Here is an 18,011-nt window from a genome sequence, read left to right on the forward strand (position 1 = left end):
CCACACTCTAACTAGAGAGGATTTTATGGCTTTCGAACTTCCATCACTCCCTTACTCGTACGACGCGCTTGAGCCAAATATCGACGCTCGCACCATGGAAATTCACCATGGCAAGCATCACGCTGGCTATACGAACAACCTCAACGCTGCCCTCGAAAAGCATCCTTCACTCGCTGGAAAGGCCATCACGGACCTTCTGAGCGATCTCAATGCTATCCCAGAGGACATTCGTGGTGCCGTGCGTAACAACGGCGGTGGCTACTACAACCACGACCTCTTCTGGAAGATGATGAAGCCAGGCGGAGGCGGTGCGCCTACCGGCAAGGTCGGCGAAGCAATTCTTGCCAAATGGGGCGATTTCGACAAGTTCAAGGCTGAGTTCAAAGCCGCTGCTGGCTCACGTTTCGGTTCGGGCTGGGGTTGGCTTGTGGTCAACAAGGCCGGCGAACTCGAGATCACCAGCACGCCGAACCAGGACAATCCTGTGTCGGAAGGCAAGAAGCCAATTCTGGGCGTCGATGTTTGGGAGCACGCGTACTACCTGAACTACCAGAACCGACGTCCTGACTACCTTGAGGCGTTCTTCAACGTCATCAACTGGGACTTCGTCAACGAACTCTACGCGGCCTAGGGCGCGCGCGAACACGCGGGCTCCTTACCCCGCGTGTTCCCCTTCCTCTATTCTGTCCAACAAAAATGTCCAAGGGGGATTCCGCTCGGCTAATTACGGTTTCCGTCCGCGATAAAACTGACGTAAAATGAGCCGCTCAAGGGTGTTTGGATTACTGCGTCATCCAGTGACGCACCACCGTCAAATCTTTGTCTACAAAAAAGCACAAATCCGCTTGAATGCGCTGCTCCAGATTGATACCCTGCCTTTAGTCGTCAATCGATAAAAACTTACCCCCAGTGGAGTACGCGATGAAACCCTTATCGGTGGTCATGGTCGTCAGTGTGGGCATCCTTGCATCTTGTGCAAGCGAAGAGCCTGAAACCTCAATCAGCACAAAGCAGCTTGCCTTGACTCAGACCGAAGGTTCGGTCTCGGGAACGCCGGGAACAGCATGCGGTGAGCCGGTTTTCGCAAATAGCCTCGCGCTGCCGAGCGACGTAGCTGAGGTGGTTGGAAACCACCTCACAATCACCGATGTGCTGGTAGATCATCCGTTGATTTCACCCAACGATGACGGCGTTCACGACGACAGCCGGTTTGTGGCGAAGGCCATCGTAGAGCCGCTTGCAAACCCGGGCCTCGCGCTCGAGTGGGCCTTGCAGATTCGGTCCACGGAATCCTGCGAAATCGTGGCTGAATTGACGGGCCAAGAAGATATCGTTTTTGACGACGGCGGGGAACGTGTGGAGTCGTGGGACGCGGCGAATCACCGGGAGCTTGTAAATCAGGCCCCGGGATTCTCCGTGGCCTGCGACGCCTGGGCCGGACCCGCGGGGGATTGTCTGGTTTGGGATACCAACCAGTTCGGTTGGCCATTCACTGGCTTGCAAGGCAATGGGAAAATTTTGGGGGTCCCAAGTGCTCTTGACTCAACGTTCTTGGGGCTTCTCGGGGGAGAGATTCAAATCGACCTCGATTCACCCTCAAAGATGGGGACTATCGATTTTCTGGAAGGGTCGGGCGCCGGTGGAGCACTTGTCCGAGTTGATTACGCAGATAACACCCACTCACTACACTTGATCTACGGTTCCAACACTACAGTGGTGCCCCAAGATAAGGCTGTATCCAGTATTCATGCGGCAACAGCCGGGCTCACCGGAATCAAATCACTCGTCTTTGAGGGCGCGCCGAGCGCACCCGCAGAGACTGAAATCCTCGCCCTCTGGGAGGCTCAGGACGACCTTGGAGAGCTCGTTGAGAGCGGTACATATATCTTCAACTTCGCTGCCACTCTAGTGGACGCTACCGGAACGGAGCTCGAGAACCTGAGCAGCGAGGCTATCGGACTTGTGGTGGATTCTGGGCCCGCCAACTACCAAGAGGCCGCGCTCCTTGAAGCCTGTGATCCCAATGAAGACCCCTGGGAATGTTTGTGCCCAGAACATGCGTTGGGCTGCGAAGACGCCGCGTATGAAGATCTGGTCACCTTTGAAGATCCATCGCTCGCCGGTTCACAATTCATCAACACGACCATCGACGAAGTCACGGGCCGCTATCACGTGGTGGCAGATCTGCAGTCCTTCAACGGTGGTGGTCTGATCCCGAAATCAACGGGAGTTTGGGATAACGAGAGTGAGATCCGATTCTTCATCTCCGAGCTCACCGGTGTACCACCCTCGATGGACGAGAGGCTCTTCAACTTCGACTTCACACAGATCGGAGTCTCTACACCGGTCACCGAGGATGGCTTTACGTTCAACTCGCTGAACAACGTGCTCTTCGACCTCATCACGGACGAAAACAACCAGATCACAGTGGCTGGAAACACCGTCTCTCTCTCCGAGTTCCTGAACTCCACGCTACTCGCCTCAGCCGATTATCAGATTGAAACCCCTAGGATTGGCCAAGAGTGCACCGAGAGCGCGAATTTCAATGGCAACCAGACCATCTCCTCGAGCCTTTGCACCATCGCATCGGGCGTGATTCTGGACGACACCACCGAGCTTGGAATCTACACATTTCAGACCTCGGCCTTTGCACTTAAGGTGGATGACACGCTTGCCGTCAGACGCGAGCAAACCTGCGAGAACGGTTGTGTTTGGAGGACCTATCAAGATGTTGGTACATTTAGTGTAGACAGCGTTTTCTACACTGATGACGGCTTCGAAGTGAGTCAGGCCTATACCGAGTCCATCGTCTTCCAGGGTCCTGCCATCACAAGATTAATAGACCGTGGCTCAGATTTTGGTATTCTTAGCGGACAATGTGCCCGCGCGGTGGTAGAAGCCGCAGACCTTCGTATTCGCATGGTCGCAGCCGACGGCGCAGTCGGTGACGATTGTATTGTGAATGGTTTGCTCGAGTGAGACGTCTAGTCTGATCTCAAGCAGTAACGTGAGATCGCCTTGGATGATACGCCCCTTCCCAGCCTGAGTTCTCTGGACTTCCCGTCCATCACACTTCCGCGAGAACTCGGCACAATAGAATCCTCAGAAATCAGCGCCACCCTTGGCCCATTCATGCTCAGCCATCTCATCGGCCGAGGCGGCATGGGCGTGGTTTTTGCGGGCACACATATCGAGCAAAATGTACCGGTGGCTATCAAGGTCATCACCCGAAAAGGGGCTGAACACCCGCGATTCAGGCAGGCACTTCGAAACGAGGTTCAAGCCGTCGCCACGCTAAATCACCCAGGTATTGTGCGCGTTCTCGACCACGGCGACATCCAAAAGGCCACCGAAATTTCGTCTAAAGGTGAGCTCCGGGCGCAAACTCCGTACTACGTCATGGAGTATTTGGAGCACGGAACCCTGCAGGATATCTGCGGCCGCGTGACCTGGAAACAGGCTAAGGCACTCCTGCTAAGCATCCTCGACGCACTCGCCCACGCGCACGCCATGGGCGTCATCCACCGCGATATCAAGCCCGGAAATATACTTCTCGCTCAGTTCGCCGGTCGTGCGCTGCCGAAACTCGCCGACTTTGGACTTGCCTATGCCATCGAGAAATCCGAGCGTGCGGCGCGTTCCATCGGTACGCCTCCCTATATGGCGCCCGAGCAGATCGCCCAGCCCTGGCGCCAGCATGGCCCATGGACCGATATCTACGCGCTGGGCTGTGTGGCATTTGAGCTGATGACCGGCTACCGCGCTTTTGCCGTTGGAAGTATCAAAGACATCTTTGATGCCCACCTGACCGGCGATCGCCGTGATTTTAAGCCCATCGTTCGCGTACCGGAGGCATTCGAAGCATGGATGGACAAGGCGCTCAGCCCGCGCGTGGAGGATCGTTTCCAGAACGCTGCCGAAGCCAGCCGCGCCCTCGCCACCCTGGACGAGCGCGGGCTCAAGGACGTGCAGCCACCCATGGCCACAGACCTTCCAATTGCCGGTATGACCCCAGTGCTGGATACGTTCTGGGCCGGCGATAAGCGCCAAGACACCTTCCAACGCGCTTGGAGCACGTTTACGCCTTCCCTCAAGGAAGAAAGCCCGATTCCCGCTGTCTGGAACACGCCTCGATACGAGCCCACACCACCCAACTTGGCCGGAGCCGGGCTTGGACTTTTCGGACTGAGAATTACCCCACTTGTTGGACGAATCGCCGAGCTCGACCAGCTTTGGAGCGGACTTCGTCACGTGGCGAGCACTGGTCAAATGGATGTCGCGAGCGTCAAGGGGCCGCAAGGTGTGGGCCGTACGCGTTTTGGAAATTGGTTTGTGCAGAGAGTCATGGAGCTCGGGGTCGCGAACGTCCTCAAGTCCTCACACCGTCGTGAGATGCCAACGGAAGGGCTCAAGGAGCTCGCCCGCCGCTACTTCCGAACCCACGGTCTGACCACTGCAGAGACCAAAGAGGCCCTTGCCCAAGAGCTCAAGAGGCTAAGCCTTGATACCGAATACAATCAGCGCGCCTTTCTAGAGCTCGTCTCCCAAACCCCGCTCATCGAGGAGACGCCCTTCGAGTTTTCGTCGGCAAAACAACGCTACCTCTTGGTCGAGCAGCTCTTGAGGAAAGCCAGCGCCCGTGGTCCCATCGTGCTCTGGATGGACGATATCCACTTTGATGCGGCTTCCGTGGATTTCCTTGCACACCTCTGGAAGGCCACTCGGAGCGCCCCGATCCCACTCTTTGTAGTGCTCACGTACCCGGACGATGCCGTCAACCAGCTGCCTGAGCTCGAGAAGCTACCGCCGGCCGCAGTGGACATTGAGCTCGGGCACCTAAACCAGCGCGAACAAGTGCGCCTCATCCAAGATCTCCTTCATCTCGAAGATGACCTGGCGCTTGAGTTAGCCGAGCGTACCGAAGGAAACCCCGCACTGGCCGTGGAGATCGTCTCGAATTGGGTCGCGCGAAACAGCCTGAACGTGGGACCCAAGGGATTTACTCTAAAACTCAAGAAGATCGAGATTCCGTCATCGCTTCGCGATGTGTGGGAGGCGCGTATCTCGGGCGTGAGCGAGACCTGCGAACAGGCCCTTCCGGCCCTGGAAATTGCGGCACTTCTTGGCCAAGAGGTCGATCTAAAAGAGTGGGAGGAGCTCTGCGAGACTCATGACCTCGACCCCGATCCAAACCTTTTACCCGAACTCGCCCGTCAGCGCCTCATCAGTCTGAATGCGACCGGCTTTGAGTTTCAGCACGTTTTGATTCGAGAGGTTTTGCAGCATCGAGCCGTTAAAGAGGGCCGCTGGGTAGAGTACGCGAAGTCCGCATTGCAACTACTCAAGCGCTTCTATGACTCCGACCGCCCCGAGATTGCCGAACGTGTTGGGGACTACGCCCGCGCAGCACACCTGCCTCTTGAGGCGATCGAGCCGTGGATGAATAGCGCGCGTCGATGGCGAGGCATGGGGGCATTTCAGTCCACGCAGCACGTCTTGATGAAGGTTCTGAACCTCTTTGCTGACATTGAGCTCAGCCCTGAAGATCCACGATGGGGACAAGTTTGGGCGATTCGTGCTCGCACACTCTTGAATCAGTCGAGGCCAACCGATGCCCTTCAATGGACCCAGAGCGTCTTGGAGTCAGGGTTCGAGGGCTGGGAGTCCGCGCGACTCGATGCATTGGTCACTAAGGCTTTGGCCGAGCAATGGCTCGGGAAGCCTACATCGGAGGCCTCTTTAACGCAGGCCTTCGAGGCGTTTTCAGCAGCGCCCATCAAAGACCCAACTGTGGGCGGTACTCTGGCGCATGGTCTGATTTCGGCGAGAAGATTCGACGATGCCAAGGCGCTCCTAGAGCGACTCATCGAAGAGCGCAGCGCCCCGCGGGACCTTGCGATGAATCACCACCATATGGGCCGGCTCGCCGTCTACGCTGAAGAATGGGCGTTAGGACTTGAGCACAACCAGGCGGCGCTCGAGCGTTTCCAGTCGATCGGCCACTACGCAGGTGTTGCCCAGAGCCTTGAGTATCTCGGTGAGGTTCATCGCAAACGTGGAAACCTCGAGGAGGCCGCGCGGATCTACACGCAATGCATCGATCTTCAACGTGCCATCGGCTTTCCGACCGTGATTTCCGAGATCAACCTTGGCTCGATCCTGCTTGAGGACGGTGCGTACGAAGAAGCTGAGCGCCTCTATCTCTTAGCCACCGACACTCTGCGAAGGCTTGGCCAGCGGCGTATCGAGATGGCCGCACTCTGTGGAGTTTTGGCTGCTGCATCCGGCGCTGAGAGGTGGTCTTCCGCGCGAAGCCTGCTCGGCTCGATCCAGGAGATGATGGACGAGCAGATGGAGAGAGAGCCCGAGATTGCATTGTTGCTGGAAAAGGCAGGTGATATTCTGGTCGGGCAAGGTCGGACGAACGAGGCCGAGTCTTCGTTTTCACTAAGCGTGAGGCAGTTCGCCTTTTTGGAGAAGATCCAAGATGCTGAGAGGGTGACCTCTAAGATCGAAGATCTGGACGACTTGAGCTTGGAATTCAAAGACTTGTGATTTCTTTGTCTACGCGGGCTATGTCCGCGTAAGATGAACTTTGCAATACCGATGTAAAACTTATTTGTTATAATATGGGGCAGAATTCAATTTCCCAAAATTTTGCCTTTAGTCTCTTTAGCACTCCATTTCCCTTATCAACTTTCACGTTGTGTACTTTTGCCCGATCTAACCAACGAGGACAGAGCCCTCGTTGACAATGAGATTAATAGTTGAAAATTGGCGCCTTCCAAGTCGGTAGTCCTGTTGGGGAGGGGGCCATGGGTCAAGTGTTTGCTGGCGTGCACGAGGCCACGCAAACACCGGTCGTGTTGAAATTTCTTAATGCAGAGATCGAGGCGCAGGTCCCGTGGGCCAACCTCGACCGAGAGATTCGTGCGCAAGCTGGCCTCGACCACCCGAATATTGTCGTGATCGTGGATTTCGGTCGGGTCAATGATATCGAAGCTGCGGCATCCAACGGGAAGTTTTCACTCGGACAAGCCTATATCGTCATGGAAAAGGGCGAGCTCGGCTCGCTTGAGCGCCGGCTCGCCAAACCCGTCTCATGGCTCTTTGTAAAACGCGTCTTGCTAGCCGTGCTCGACGGCCTGGCCCACGCCCACGCGCGGGGTGTCATTCACCGAGATATCAAGCCTGCAAACGTGATCGGCTTCGAGAACCCGATGCGGTGGAAGCTCACCGACTTCGGCATTGCACACCACGCCCAAGACGGCACCGAGAATCAGGCCACAGTCGTCGGGACCCCGCAGTACATGGCGCCCGAGCAGTTCATGGGAGCAGCCCATGATTTTGGGCCGCCAACCGACCTCTACGCCCTCGGGTGTGTGGCATGGCAAATGGTGACGGGTGTCACGCCATTTCTCGAAGAGGGCTTGATGGCGCTCGCGAACGCCCACTCGATGAAGGAGCTACCTCCGCTTGAGGCTAAAATCCACATTCCGGATGGTTTTGAAGCATGGGTGAAGAAACTTCTGGCGAAATCACCCTGGGAGCGATTCCAATTCGCTGCGGACGCGGCGTGGGAGCTCTCAAAGCTATCGGATCTCGAGGCCAATACGTCGAGCTCACTCTCGCTTCCGGCGCCCTCGCTCCACACCCTTGGCTGGGATGAAGAGACCACCACATTGGTCTCCGAGCCGCCTGAAATGCTAGTCGGCGTGGCGGACCCAACCAAAGGACCTCCGCCACCGTGCCCATTCCCGGGCGATTGGCGCCGTTTCGTCATGGCCTCGGTCAATCCGCTCTTCGGCCTGAGCTCAGCGCTCTTCAACGTGCGCCCGGCCGAGCTCGTCGCAAGAGAGCAGGAGCGCGACCGCCTCTGGAATATGATCGCGCGCACCTCGCGCTCTAAACGCGCCCATATCTGCGTCCTCAAAGCCCCGATTGGCCGCGGTAAAACCGTGCTCGCCCAGTGGTTTGCCGAACGCCTCTTGGAGTCCGGTGCCGCCAATGTCGTGCGGGTCAAACAGAGTCAGTCACCCTACGCAGCCGTCATGGAACATATGTCCTTGCCCGGCGGCGAGCAGGCTTCAAAGGTGCGCACACTGGCGCAACGCCTGGGCATTGGGCCAGAAGATATTCGCCTGAAATGGTGGCTTGAGATGCTCGATGACGCGCGCGTTCCAGAAGCTGCAGCATCGTACATCCAGGCGCAAGCCAAATTCCGGCCGCTCCTCTTCTGGGTCGATGATATCGAAGAGAACGAAGAAGCACTCGGCGTTATCGACAAGATCTTGGAATCTCAGGATTCGACGTCTCGCCCGGTCTTCATCCTCGCCTGCGTGGACACCGACGGGCTTGTCGCACGCGCATCCATCGAGTCGTGGCTTCGGTCTGTGGAGGCCCATCCACTGGCAAGCGTGATTGAACTCGCGCCGCTCACGGCGCTCGAGGTCACCCAAGTGGTCGAAAGCCTCCTGATTCTAGATGAGTCCGCCAAGATGAGTCTGCTCCTGCGCGCCGGTACAGACCCAACTCTGGTCACACATCTCGTCCAAGACTGGATTCGCAACGGCTGGCTCGAGCTCCAAAAGAACCGTGTATTCAGCCTCAATGTCGACGTCTCCACCGCCTCTACGAGCGATAGCAGCTGGGAAGAGCGCACTAGAAGCGCCCTTCAGGCCCTGAACTCTACTGAGCGCTCTTGCATTTTGGCCGCGGCGGTATTGGGGCTCAACGTCTCAAAAGACGAGTGGGCAACGCTACTCTCGCGCCTCTCCCTCACTGCGCATGGGGTTTTGGTTCCGAGCCTCGTGGATGCCGGCCTTGCCGTGTGGTCCGAAAAAGGTTGGTCTTTTACGCATCCGTACGTGCGTGAAGCTGTATTCAAGCTTTCGCCTCCGCCCGCCGTAAGGCAATGGCATATCGAGGCCGCCAAAATGCTCAGAGATCGCACCGACCTCGATGCGCTCTCGCGACTCGCCCACCACCTCTTTGAGGCCCAGGAGTTCAGCGCCGCCGTTCGGGCGCACGATAAAGCGGCCAAGCTCTCTTCAAAACGGGGAAATCTGCTCCTCGCGTGCCAACACACTCAGGCTTACCTTCAGATACTATCGGCCTTTCCCGACCGCGAAGACGAGGCGCTGCTCGCAAAACTGCGTTTTAGCGAACTTACACGCCGCCGTCTCGGGTACTACCTTGCGGAGGAAGAGGAGAATCTCCAGCAGATTATCGCTCGCGCCAGTGAGGCTAAATGGCCCGAAGTCGAGTTCCACGCGCTTCAAACCTACGGAGACTTCCTCACGAATCAGCGACGATGGGATGAGTCTAAGGCCGTTCTGAACGCTTCGATTCGGCTCGGCGAGAAAAACGGTTGGAATCTTTGGAAGAGTGTGGCGCGCTTGGCGGATTGCCACTTCTATGCGGGTGAGCTCCAGGAGTCTTACGACACCTACGTTAAGGCCCTCGATTACGTGGAGACCGAGGATAACCTCGCGTGGTGTCATTTTGGAGTAGGGTACGTGCTCTTGCTCCAAGGGCATCACAGTAAAGCGCGTGAACATCTCACCGAGGCTAAAGCTCTCTACGACTCGCAAGGAGACCCGCTCAGCGCCGCAGCGGTCAAGAGTTCAATCGCCGACCTCGACCGTTATGAGAAGCGCTATGACGTCGCGTTGACGAAGTATCATGAATGTCTTGACGTTCAGAATCAGTCAGGGCGAGTCGCGCCCACGCTGCACGTCAACATCGCCCAGACTGCCTTCGCTAAGGGCGATGTTGAGCTCGGGATTCTACACGCCAACAAGGTCCTTCGCGTGCTCGGGCTCGAAAAGGTTGACAGACTCTACCCTCAGATTCCGCTCCTCGTTGCGGCCGCCGAAGGCGATTGGAAAAGCTACGAACGCCTGGTGAAGATCCTGAACGAGAAGAGCAAAGGCAGTGTTAACGAATTCGATTTCGCGGACGCCGCTGAGGTTCTTGCACGCTTGCTTGAGGCCCGCGGCGACGCCATGCGCGCCTACGAAGCCTACCAACTCGCCGGTGCACTATGGAAAGCACATGGCGATCACGGTAGGGGCGTGCTTTGCGAGCTTGAGGCCGAGCGCCTCGTCATGATGGACCCTTCTTAAACGCGCCCTGCGCGTCCAAAAGCTCGATATTTCGCTCAACGCCTTGGCGCTCGTGCTCGAGGAATCGACCAATGGCGTCGCTTAGCCGTGGGTCGGCGATCCAATGTGCGGAATGGGTAGCCGTCGCCTCAAATCCTCGGTCGTGTTTGTGCTCTCCACCTGCGCCTGGCTCAAAGACCTGCACGCCGTTTTGGATGCACCACTCGATGCTCGTGTACATGCAGACCTCAAAATGCGCGAACTCCACGTCGCGCTCGGCTCCCCAGTAGCGGCCGTAGAGCCGATCACCCTTGCGGATATTGAACGCCCCGCCAAAAATCTCGCCGTTTTGTTCGGCAAAGACAATGTGCAGGTGTTCAGGCATCTGCTTCAAGATCTCTTTGAAGAACGCCCGGGTCAGGTACTGCGAGCCCCAGTAGAATTTATGAACCGTGTTCCGATAGTATTTGTACATACGGTCCATCAATTCCGGCGTCAGCTCGTCTCCGCCTAGAATTCGCGTCGCAACCCCGTTTTCTCCAAGTATTCTGCGCTCCCGCCTGATATTCGCTCGCCGCTTGGACTTCAATTCACCCAAGAAATCATCAAAGGTCTCGTAGCCGTGATTCTTCCAGTGGTACTGAATTCCCTGCCGCTGCAAGAGCCCCATCTCGCCCATCGCCTCCCACTCGTCCTCTAGGACAAAGTTGAAGTGCAGAGACGAAAGCCCAATCTCCTTGGCCAACTCAATGGCGGCATTGACCAGGGTCTCGCGCGTCTTCAGCCGCTCTTGAGCACTGAGATGAGGCGCCACCAAAAGCCGCACCCCGGTCACCGGTGAAAACGGAGAGGCGACGACGCCTTTCGGGTAGTAGGGGATGCCAGCACGATGCGCCGCATCTGCCCAACTCCAATCAAAAACGAACTCGCCCTGGGAATGCGTCTTGAGGAAGAGTGGAGCAGCGCCCACGAGCCCGCCAGAGGCGTTTTTGAGCGTGAGGATGAGTGGATACCAGCCTGACTCTTGGTCGAGGCATCCGGAGCGTTCTAGGGCGACTAGGAAGCCCCATTCCATGAAGGGCGAGCCTTCTCCCACCAGCGCATTCCACGCTGCCTTCTCAATGCCTTCAATTCGTTTGTGAGTCTCAATCATAATTAGAACCCCTCGTGTGATGCTTCCTAACCCACACAGATTCAGTTCGAGCTCACGCACTCACCTTGAGACCAACGATCGAAACCACAAGCAGGATCAAAAAGAAGACCCGCGATGGATTTAAAGGCTCGTCAAAGAGAACAACTCCACCAATGGTCGCGCCAACCACGCCAATTCCGACCCAGACCCCGTAGGCCGTTCCAATCGGCAAGGTTTTGGCTGCCTGAGCCAACATCCACATGCTCGCAACGATCGCCGTGGCGGTCAGAATGCTTGGCCCCACCCGAGTAAAACCTTCTGTGTATTTGAGTCCGAGCGTCCAGACGACTTCGAGCAATCCCGCAACGACCAATACGAACCAAGCCATGGTGCCTCCATAGCCCGTCGTTCCTACCTGGTACGGGTCTCCTCGTCAGGGCTCGATAGAGCAGGTTGAAGGCTACAACGAGTAGCCAATTGTCACGGTGCCGATATGCAATGTGTCGGAAGACGAGATCGGGTCTGGATCAGAAGGTGAACCGACGACCACCGGCTCTGGATGACTCGGCGAAATCATGCGGAAATTATAACCGACCTTAACGCCGATCGATTCCGAGAGATTGAAACCGAGTCCGGCTTTACCCTCGAATCCGAGCGTCAAACCATCAACCTCACCAAATGCACTGTCGGAATTGTTCACGCCAAACGCTGGCAACACACCACCGCCACCAAAGAGTGTGATCACACCCGCTGAGTAATTGGCCATAAGCCCGATACGCCCCGACATGTACTGGTTACCCGTGTAGAACGGATTCTTCGCGATCGTGATACTCCACGCTTCGGCACCGCCGTATACATCCAGCATGAACTCTGGAGAGAAGGCCTTGGTGAACACGAGCTCAGCACCGATCTGCGCGTAATCACTGGCGTACTCGGTTTCCTGATCGAACAAGGTAGTGAAAGGCGCGTACCCTCCGAAGACCGCGATGCCGAATGCCGAACTCCCCTCGGAAAATACAGCGGCCGTGTACTCAAGGCGAGCTGAAATGCCTACAAATGGACTCTTATGGTCGAGCTCAAAGCCGTCCTCCGAGGTCATGTTGAACGAGCGCGAACCAATCAACGCGCCAAAATCCACGCTAAACCCGGGCTCAAGCCCAAACTCGCCCTGGCGCTTTGCAATCACGGACTCCTTAATCGAGTCGCTTTCTTCCTCCTCTTCGACTTCCTCTTCTTCCTCAACTTCGGCCACTTCCTCAGGCTCGTCGTCCTGATAGGCATCCCAGCCACCCTCATCACGGAAAGCCACCACTTTAGGCACCAGCGTACCGAACGCTTCTTTCAGAATATCACGAGCCTGTGCCTTTGTTGGCCGCCCACGCTTAATATCTCTGCGCACGTCGGCGACTTCTTCACCGCTCGGGCCGATCACTACCACCTGGAGTTTTCGCCCTTTGGAGAAAACGTCCAAAATCATGATCGACTCAATATCGAGCTTCTTCATGACCTGTCTGAATTCTTTAGCGCTCGATTGACGGCGCTTTCCGTTGCGGAAGTCTTTACGCGACACGCCCACAGCGTCCGCCGCATCCCAGATCTTGTCGGAGTCCTTGACCTTAATGTCTGGACTGGCCTCCAAGTACTCTAGGATCAGGTCGTAGGCATTCTGCCCACCGGACACTGAAGCATCCACAAACGCCATGCGCAGCGGGTCCGCTGCCCACGCACTCGCGGGGAAGAATACGCAGAGCACGACGAACAAAGCCAAGAATCGTCGGAGATTTTGCATAGATAAGGCTCAGGACTAAAGGACTGACATACAACATTTGCAGTCCCCGGAGTGTAATCAAAAATGGCGACTTCGCCAATTCAGAGTCGCATTCAGATCAAACTTGCCAGTTTTCAATCACTTCGCGCATCCGAAGCATGAATCTATCGGCCGTCGCGCCATCCACAACGCGATGATCGAAGCTCATGCACCAGATCGAAGTCGGCCGAACCATGATCGCGTCCGTCTTCTGATCCACCACAACCCGCTTCTTAATCGCACCCGTCGCCATGATCGCGGTTTGAGGCTGATTGATAATCGGCACGCCAAACTCAGAGCCGAAGATTCCAGGGTTCGTCAGGGTGAACGTACCACCTTTGACCTCGTCCGGCTTAAGGCGCTTGGTCCGCGCACGCTCCGCAAGGTCTGTGACTGCTCGGGCAACGCCAAGCAAACTCATCTCATCCACATTGCGAATCACTGGTACGATCAGGCTCTCGCCCTGATCCACAGCCATGCCGATATTGATATCGCCTCGGTAGATCACGTGATCTCCGTCGAGTGACGAATTCACCATCGGGAAGGCAGCCAGCGCTTCGGCGGCGGCCTTAATCAAGAATGCCGTGAACGTCAGGCGCACACCACGATCTGCGAATTCAGCGCTCATGGCCTTCTTTGCCGCCCAAACGTTCGTGAAGTCCACCTCGTGGACCGTCTGAGCGTGGGCGGAGGTCTGACGGCTCGCGATCATATGCCGCGCAATCGCGAGGCGCTGCGGTGAGAGCGGCTCGATACGGTCGCGTCCGCCGATATCTACAGGCGTGTGATGCGGCTGGATAGGCTTGCCAGCAGGGCGCGCGGCGGTCGTACCACCCACGTGTTTTCCTGCCTCGATGTATTCCATAATGTCTTGCTTGGTCACGCGGCCTGAGAGCCCAGATCCCGCGATGGAAGAGATGTCCTGAATGCCATGCTCAGCAGCGATCTTTCGTACCAGCGGCGTGGACTTCGTGCGGCGCAGCTCTTCGATACTCTCGTTGCCGCTCGTTTCAACCTTAGGCGCGCTCACGGGAGCGGCGACCTGCGGGGCACTCGCGCCATTCGCGCCATTTGGGGCTGGCTTCTCCTCAGCCTCTGGTGCGGCCGTGATCTTTCCATCGGTGTCCAAGATAGCCACTACGTGGTTGATCTCAACGGTCTGACCGGGCTGAACCCGGATCTCCACCAAAATACCATCCGTAGGGCTTGGAATCTCAGCATCCACCTTATCTGTGGTGATCTCAAAAAGAGGTTCATCGCGCTCCACACGCTCCCCAATCTGCTTAAGCCATTGCGTCAACGTCCCTTCGGCTACCGATTCGCCCATCTGGGGCATGACTACTTCTGTGCGCATTGCGAACCTCTCAACGAAAAATGCCACGTGATCTCACGTGGCATTGTCTACTTCAAGGTGATGGACGGCCGCAAGTCTCTTAGCCTTATGGAGAGTCTTGACCAAGGCACGCGGCGAGCGCGTCGGTCTGTGCAAAACCGCATTGGCCGTTGGAATTGCAGCCGCACGAGGTCGTTGGCTCGTCGTAACATGCGTATTCAGGAAGGTATTCACACGTGGTCGCGATCTGTTGAGACGCGCAGATCTGACCGCTGCAGCCCGTTCGGAAGCAGTCCGCGTCCGTGACACACTCGTTTCCGGTCAGCGCTTCGCATTGGATCGTGACACCGCACATCGTCTCCGTATGACAGCCAGCTGGGTCGCTACAAGTCTGGACTTCACGATATCCGGCTGGGCACACAGGGTAGGCGAGGCAGTCAACCGCGGTCTCTTGGCAGTAGATCGTGTGACCGCAAATCGAATGCTCAGTGCAGGTCGTCGGGTCCACATTCGGGTCACAGCCATCAACTTCCAAAGTCCCTTCGGGGCACACGGGATAAGCTTCGCATTGGTAGATTGGCTGCTCGCAAAGGATCGTCGCGCCGCACTCCGTCACTTCATGGCAGTCTCCAAGGTTGGTGTCGCCGTAGGAACAAGCCTGAACCTCTTCGTAGCCCTCGGGACACACTGGGATAGCTGCACACTGCACAGAGTCCATGCAGATGATCGTGCTGCCACAAAGTGACTCTTCCACACATGACGCGTCAGCCGGGCAGGTCTCAACTTCCACATAGCCGGGCTGGCATGAAGGGTAGGCAAGGCATGAACTGAGCTGATCCTCGGCGCAGTAGATGGTCACGCCACACATCGAGCTCTCTTCGCAATCCTCGATTCCCTCGCACGATTCGACTTCGATCTCGTCGTCAGCGCACACAGGAATCGCCAGGCAGTTTACGGCACAATCCGGATCTGCGTTGGGGCAAAACTCGTCGCAGATGCCGTCTCCGTACCACCCATAGGCTTCGCAGAGATCGCGCGCATCACCTTTCTGGACCCGCTCCGCTTCCTCCTTGGTTAGACGCGATCCGTCCTCCGAAGGAGGCGCGATACATCCGGTCAAAATCACTCCCAAACATCCAATCAATAAGCTGAGTTTCTTCATTCGGGTCTCCTAATCACGCCGTTTTCTAATCTTGGAGACATATTATTCAGCTTTCGTGCCAAACACCGCTTGCCGCTAGTTTGCTGGACTTCGCGTGGTTTAGCTCCCCAGGTGTCTCAGTTTTCCGAGAGATCGAAGAACTCGAGATCTAGAAATTTGATGCGCCTCGGCCCGCGGCGACACCCGCGTCGACAAGGCGATGGGCAATGACCTCGAGTAGCTCGAAAATCCGCATGATGGCACGATCGTTTTCCGGCCTCGATTCACGAGACGTCATCAGCTCAAAGGCCTTGGCGAAGAGGTCTTCCACCAATTTGCCGCAAGCACTCAAGAACTCTTTGCGCCAGGACTCGAAAGCAGGAGTCGAACCCAAGGACTTCAGAATCCCTTCGAGTTGAACCACCGTCTCCAGAATCTCACCGGCATCCGGCAAACTCTGTCCGAGCTCTCGAAACTCCTCGAGAATGTCTTCGAAAAGCCCAACGAGGTCGGGTGCGTCTTCTTCACCAAGGCTCGACACCAAGAATCGAATCTTGAGCCCCGCGGCTAAAAGCGATTGCGCAAGACCCAAGAGCTTTGGAGTGCCCAGATTACCCAGGATCCCCATCAGTTCGATGAGTCGCGTGTGCCAACGCCCCGAGTCGAGCTCCTCTGAAACTTCTGAAAGGTCCATCATTCAGTCCACAACCAGCGGTTTTTTCATCTCCATCTGCCAGCGTATCATTTCCAATTCGCCCTGGGTATGGGGCGAAATCCGAGCCTCAATCGCACCCAACCTCTGCGCGATCCTGCCGTACTCGATCTCTGAGTACGCAGACTGCTCCGACAAAAACCGCACGAGCCAAATCGGCTCCGCCCTGAAGAACGCGATATCGTCCTCGCCGCGGTCTTGAAATTGCGGATCCCCCGGCGTTGTCTCGCGATCATTGACTTCCTGCGCAAAGAAGAGATTCTTCGAAGGAAGAAAGACTGTGCTCCCCGAACTCCCCGTCAAACTCAGGCTTTCGACGCTATCCGGCACAACTCCCGCCACGGGGTTCGGGGCGGCCTCACCGTTGAGGTGTGCGTGCAAGATCTGGAAAAAACTCGCCACATCGCGTGCCGCGTCCTGTCTGCGATCGGCAGGCCGTTCCTTGAGGTGCGCCAAGATCTGGAGGTTCTGATTTTGCGAGATCTCCAGCACATCTGCACCGTCTAGCGCACCCACCAAACTCGCCCACGGCTCCGAAAACGCCTCAGGAGCCGCATCCAAGAGGTTTCCGGCGATCAGAGCTAGGCTCCTGAAAAGCGTGAACATGTAGACGAAGTCTTCGGGGTCTTCATTGTCTATGAACTGCAAGCCCCGCTCGGCATCCGGGAGCTTGAGGTAGCGTGCCCGCTCGTCGTTCAAGGGTCTCAAGTCCATGAAGAAGCCGATGTCTGAGGTGCCGGAATCGATGCCACCCAAGGCGCTCGAACGCATTCGCGGCGCGCCATCCCCGAGCAGAAAGTCCATCGAGAACCCCGACGAGCTCAAGGTATATCGCGACATCGGAAGCTCTTGGCTTCGCACCTCAAACGCCTGAGACCCGCGAATAGCCTGGGCCACAAGCTTGCTCAAATAGGCGGAACGCTCGTCGATGCTGACTCGGTTCGAAAGGCCGAGCGCGCGCGAATACGCGGTGGCTCGCGCAAAAGTCGCCGCCGTTTCTTGATGAACCGAGATTGAGATCAACGAAGACTCCGGAAAAACCGGAGCCTTAGGAGCACCTCTTTTGAACCCCCGCGCACGCTTGAGCGCGCTTATCGCCTCGCGCTCCCGGGTCTCGGTGGTGGAATGAGTCGAGACAAAAACCACGTCGATCTCCGATTGGACCGGCCCAACATTAACCCATATCCAGGGAAAGGACGTATCCGAAGGTCCCCAGATTCCTTCCTCCCGCAGTGTGTACGACGCGGTCTTGAGCGCATCCGAGACAAAATTCCTAAGAACATTCTCCGTGTGCGTCGGTACGATCATTCGAAACCCGAGGACCGGCGCGTTTACCGTGGGCTGTTGGCCCGCCTCAATCGCATCCATCCATCCGTCTTGAACTACCGGATGGACCGCCAGAACGATGGGACGCTCAGCATCGACTCCTATTCCATGCCAGGTCGCATCGAGCGTCGGATCACCGCCTGCGGTCGAGGAAAACAACTTCCAATAGAGGTTCGCCATTCGAATCATGCTCGCCCCTTGGGCGCCCCAATTTTCAGGTTCCGCGGAGAACCAGTCCAGCACGAATTTCACGCTCTTCAGGAGGTCGCGCCCATGAATCTCAGCCACGATCGGGGAGTTTTCGGGAAGAATCTCGACGAGTCCTCCCCACGGTTCTTCAACAATTGGTGCTTGGGCTGCCTTTTGAGTGGCACACGCGCTCAAGACGCATATGCAAAAGAAAAGGATAGAGCTGAGCGTCAGAAGGCTTTTGATCTTGGTTCGAATCATCTCG

Annotated in this window: 11 protein-coding genes; 4 read left to right on the top strand and 7 right to left on the bottom strand. The window is 56.8% G+C overall.

The genetic code is table 11. From position 1 onward, the window contains the following. Positions 1 to 25: 25 nt before the first annotated feature. The 4 genes from FRD01_RS16910 (at position 26) to FRD01_RS16925 (ending at position 10,127) form a co-directional block, all read left to right on the top strand. Positions 26 to 631 (top strand): superoxide dismutase, encoded by a 606-nt coding sequence (locus FRD01_RS16910; protein WP_146961713.1) that lies wholly within the window; start codon positions 26 to 28, stop codon positions 629 to 631. Positions 632 to 921: 290 nt separating this feature from the next. Next, positions 922 to 2,979: a hypothetical protein gene (locus FRD01_RS16915; RefSeq protein ID WP_146961715.1), complete on the top strand. Its 2,058-nt coding sequence runs from the start codon at positions 922 to 924 to the stop codon at positions 2,977 to 2,979. A 39-nt stretch (positions 2,980 to 3,018) separates the two neighbouring features. Further along, a complete protein-coding gene (locus tag FRD01_RS16920; RefSeq protein WP_146961717.1) occupies positions 3,019 to 6,555 on the top strand; it encodes a serine/threonine-protein kinase in 3,537 nt (1,178 codons plus the stop codon). Between the two features lie 212 nt (positions 6,556 to 6,767). Next, on the top strand, positions 6,768 to 10,127 hold the full coding sequence (locus FRD01_RS16925) for a serine/threonine-protein kinase (protein ID WP_283808656.1): 3,360 nt from the start codon (positions 6,768 to 6,770) through the stop codon (positions 10,125 to 10,127). Here the strand turns inward: FRD01_RS16925 and FRD01_RS16930 are convergent. The 7 genes from FRD01_RS16930 to FRD01_RS16960 all read right to left on the bottom strand — a co-directional run bounded on the left by FRD01_RS16930 (position 10,108) and on the right by FRD01_RS16960 (position 18,007). Continuing rightward, complete coding sequence (locus FRD01_RS16930; protein ID WP_146961720.1) at positions 10,108 to 11,259, bottom strand: GNAT family N-acetyltransferase; 1,152 nt, start codon at positions 11,257 to 11,259, stop codon at positions 10,108 to 10,110. The two genes, FRD01_RS16925 and FRD01_RS16930, sit on opposite strands and share 20 nt — an antisense overlap. Positions 11,260 to 11,311: 52 nt before the next feature. Then, positions 11,312 to 11,626, bottom strand: a complete 315-nt coding sequence (gene sugE / locus FRD01_RS16935) for a quaternary ammonium compound efflux SMR transporter SugE (protein WP_146961722.1) — start codon at positions 11,624 to 11,626, stop codon at positions 11,312 to 11,314. Positions 11,627 to 11,698: 72 nt separating this feature from the next. After that, entirely contained in the window at positions 11,699 to 13,027 is a 1,329-nt protein-coding gene (locus tag FRD01_RS16940) for a hypothetical protein (RefSeq protein ID WP_146961724.1), read from the bottom strand. Between the two features lie 97 nt (positions 13,028 to 13,124). Further along, entirely contained in the window at positions 13,125 to 14,399 is a 1,275-nt protein-coding gene (locus tag FRD01_RS16945; protein WP_146961726.1) for a dihydrolipoamide acetyltransferase family protein, read from the bottom strand. 85 nt (positions 14,400 to 14,484) lie between these two features. Next, positions 14,485 to 15,540 carry a hypothetical protein gene (locus FRD01_RS16950; RefSeq protein WP_146961728.1) on the bottom strand — a complete coding sequence of 352 codons (1,056 nt, stop codon included), beginning with the start codon at positions 15,538 to 15,540 and terminating at the stop codon, positions 14,485 to 14,487. Between the two features lie 148 nt (positions 15,541 to 15,688). Beyond that, positions 15,689 to 16,216, bottom strand: coding sequence for a hypothetical protein (locus FRD01_RS16955; RefSeq protein WP_146961730.1), 528 nt, complete (start codon positions 16,214 to 16,216; stop codon positions 15,689 to 15,691). Next, a complete protein-coding gene (locus FRD01_RS16960; RefSeq protein ID WP_146961732.1) occupies positions 16,217 to 18,007 on the bottom strand; it encodes a hypothetical protein in 1,791 nt (596 codons plus the stop codon). It lies immediately after the preceding gene. Positions 18,008 to 18,011: the final 4 nt, after the last annotated feature.

This window comes from Microvenator marinus (genome assembly GCF_007993755.1).
Taxonomy (GTDB): Bacteria; Myxococcota_A; Bradymonadia; order Bradymonadales; family Bradymonadaceae; genus Allomicrovenator; species Allomicrovenator marinus.

Coding starts and splice junctions, on each gene's coding strand:
- FRD01_RS16910 (WP_146961713.1), top strand. CDS start 26: ATGGCTTTCGAACTTCCATCACTCCCTTACTCGTACGACGCGCTTGAG.
- FRD01_RS16915 (WP_146961715.1), top strand. CDS start 922: ATGAAACCCTTATCGGTGGTCATGGTCGTCAGTGTGGGCATCCTTGCA.
- FRD01_RS16930 (WP_146961720.1), bottom strand. CDS start 11,259: ATGATTGAGACTCACAAACGAATTGAAGGCATTGAGAAGGCAGCGTGG.
- sugE (WP_146961722.1), bottom strand. CDS start 11,626: ATGGCTTGGTTCGTATTGGTCGTTGCGGGATTGCTCGAAGTCGTCTGG.
- FRD01_RS16940 (WP_146961724.1), bottom strand. CDS start 13,027: ATGCAAAATCTCCGACGATTCTTGGCTTTGTTCGTCGTGCTCTGCGTA.
- FRD01_RS16945 (WP_146961726.1), bottom strand. CDS start 14,399: ATGCGCACAGAAGTAGTCATGCCCCAGATGGGCGAATCGGTAGCCGAA.
- FRD01_RS16950 (WP_146961728.1), bottom strand. CDS start 15,540: ATGAAGAAACTCAGCTTATTGATTGGATGTTTGGGAGTGATTTTGACC.
- FRD01_RS16955 (WP_146961730.1), bottom strand. CDS start 16,216: ATGATGGACCTTTCAGAAGTTTCAGAGGAGCTCGACTCGGGGCGTTGG.
- FRD01_RS16960 (WP_146961732.1), bottom strand. CDS start 18,007: ATGATTCGAACCAAGATCAAAAGCCTTCTGACGCTCAGCTCTATCCTT.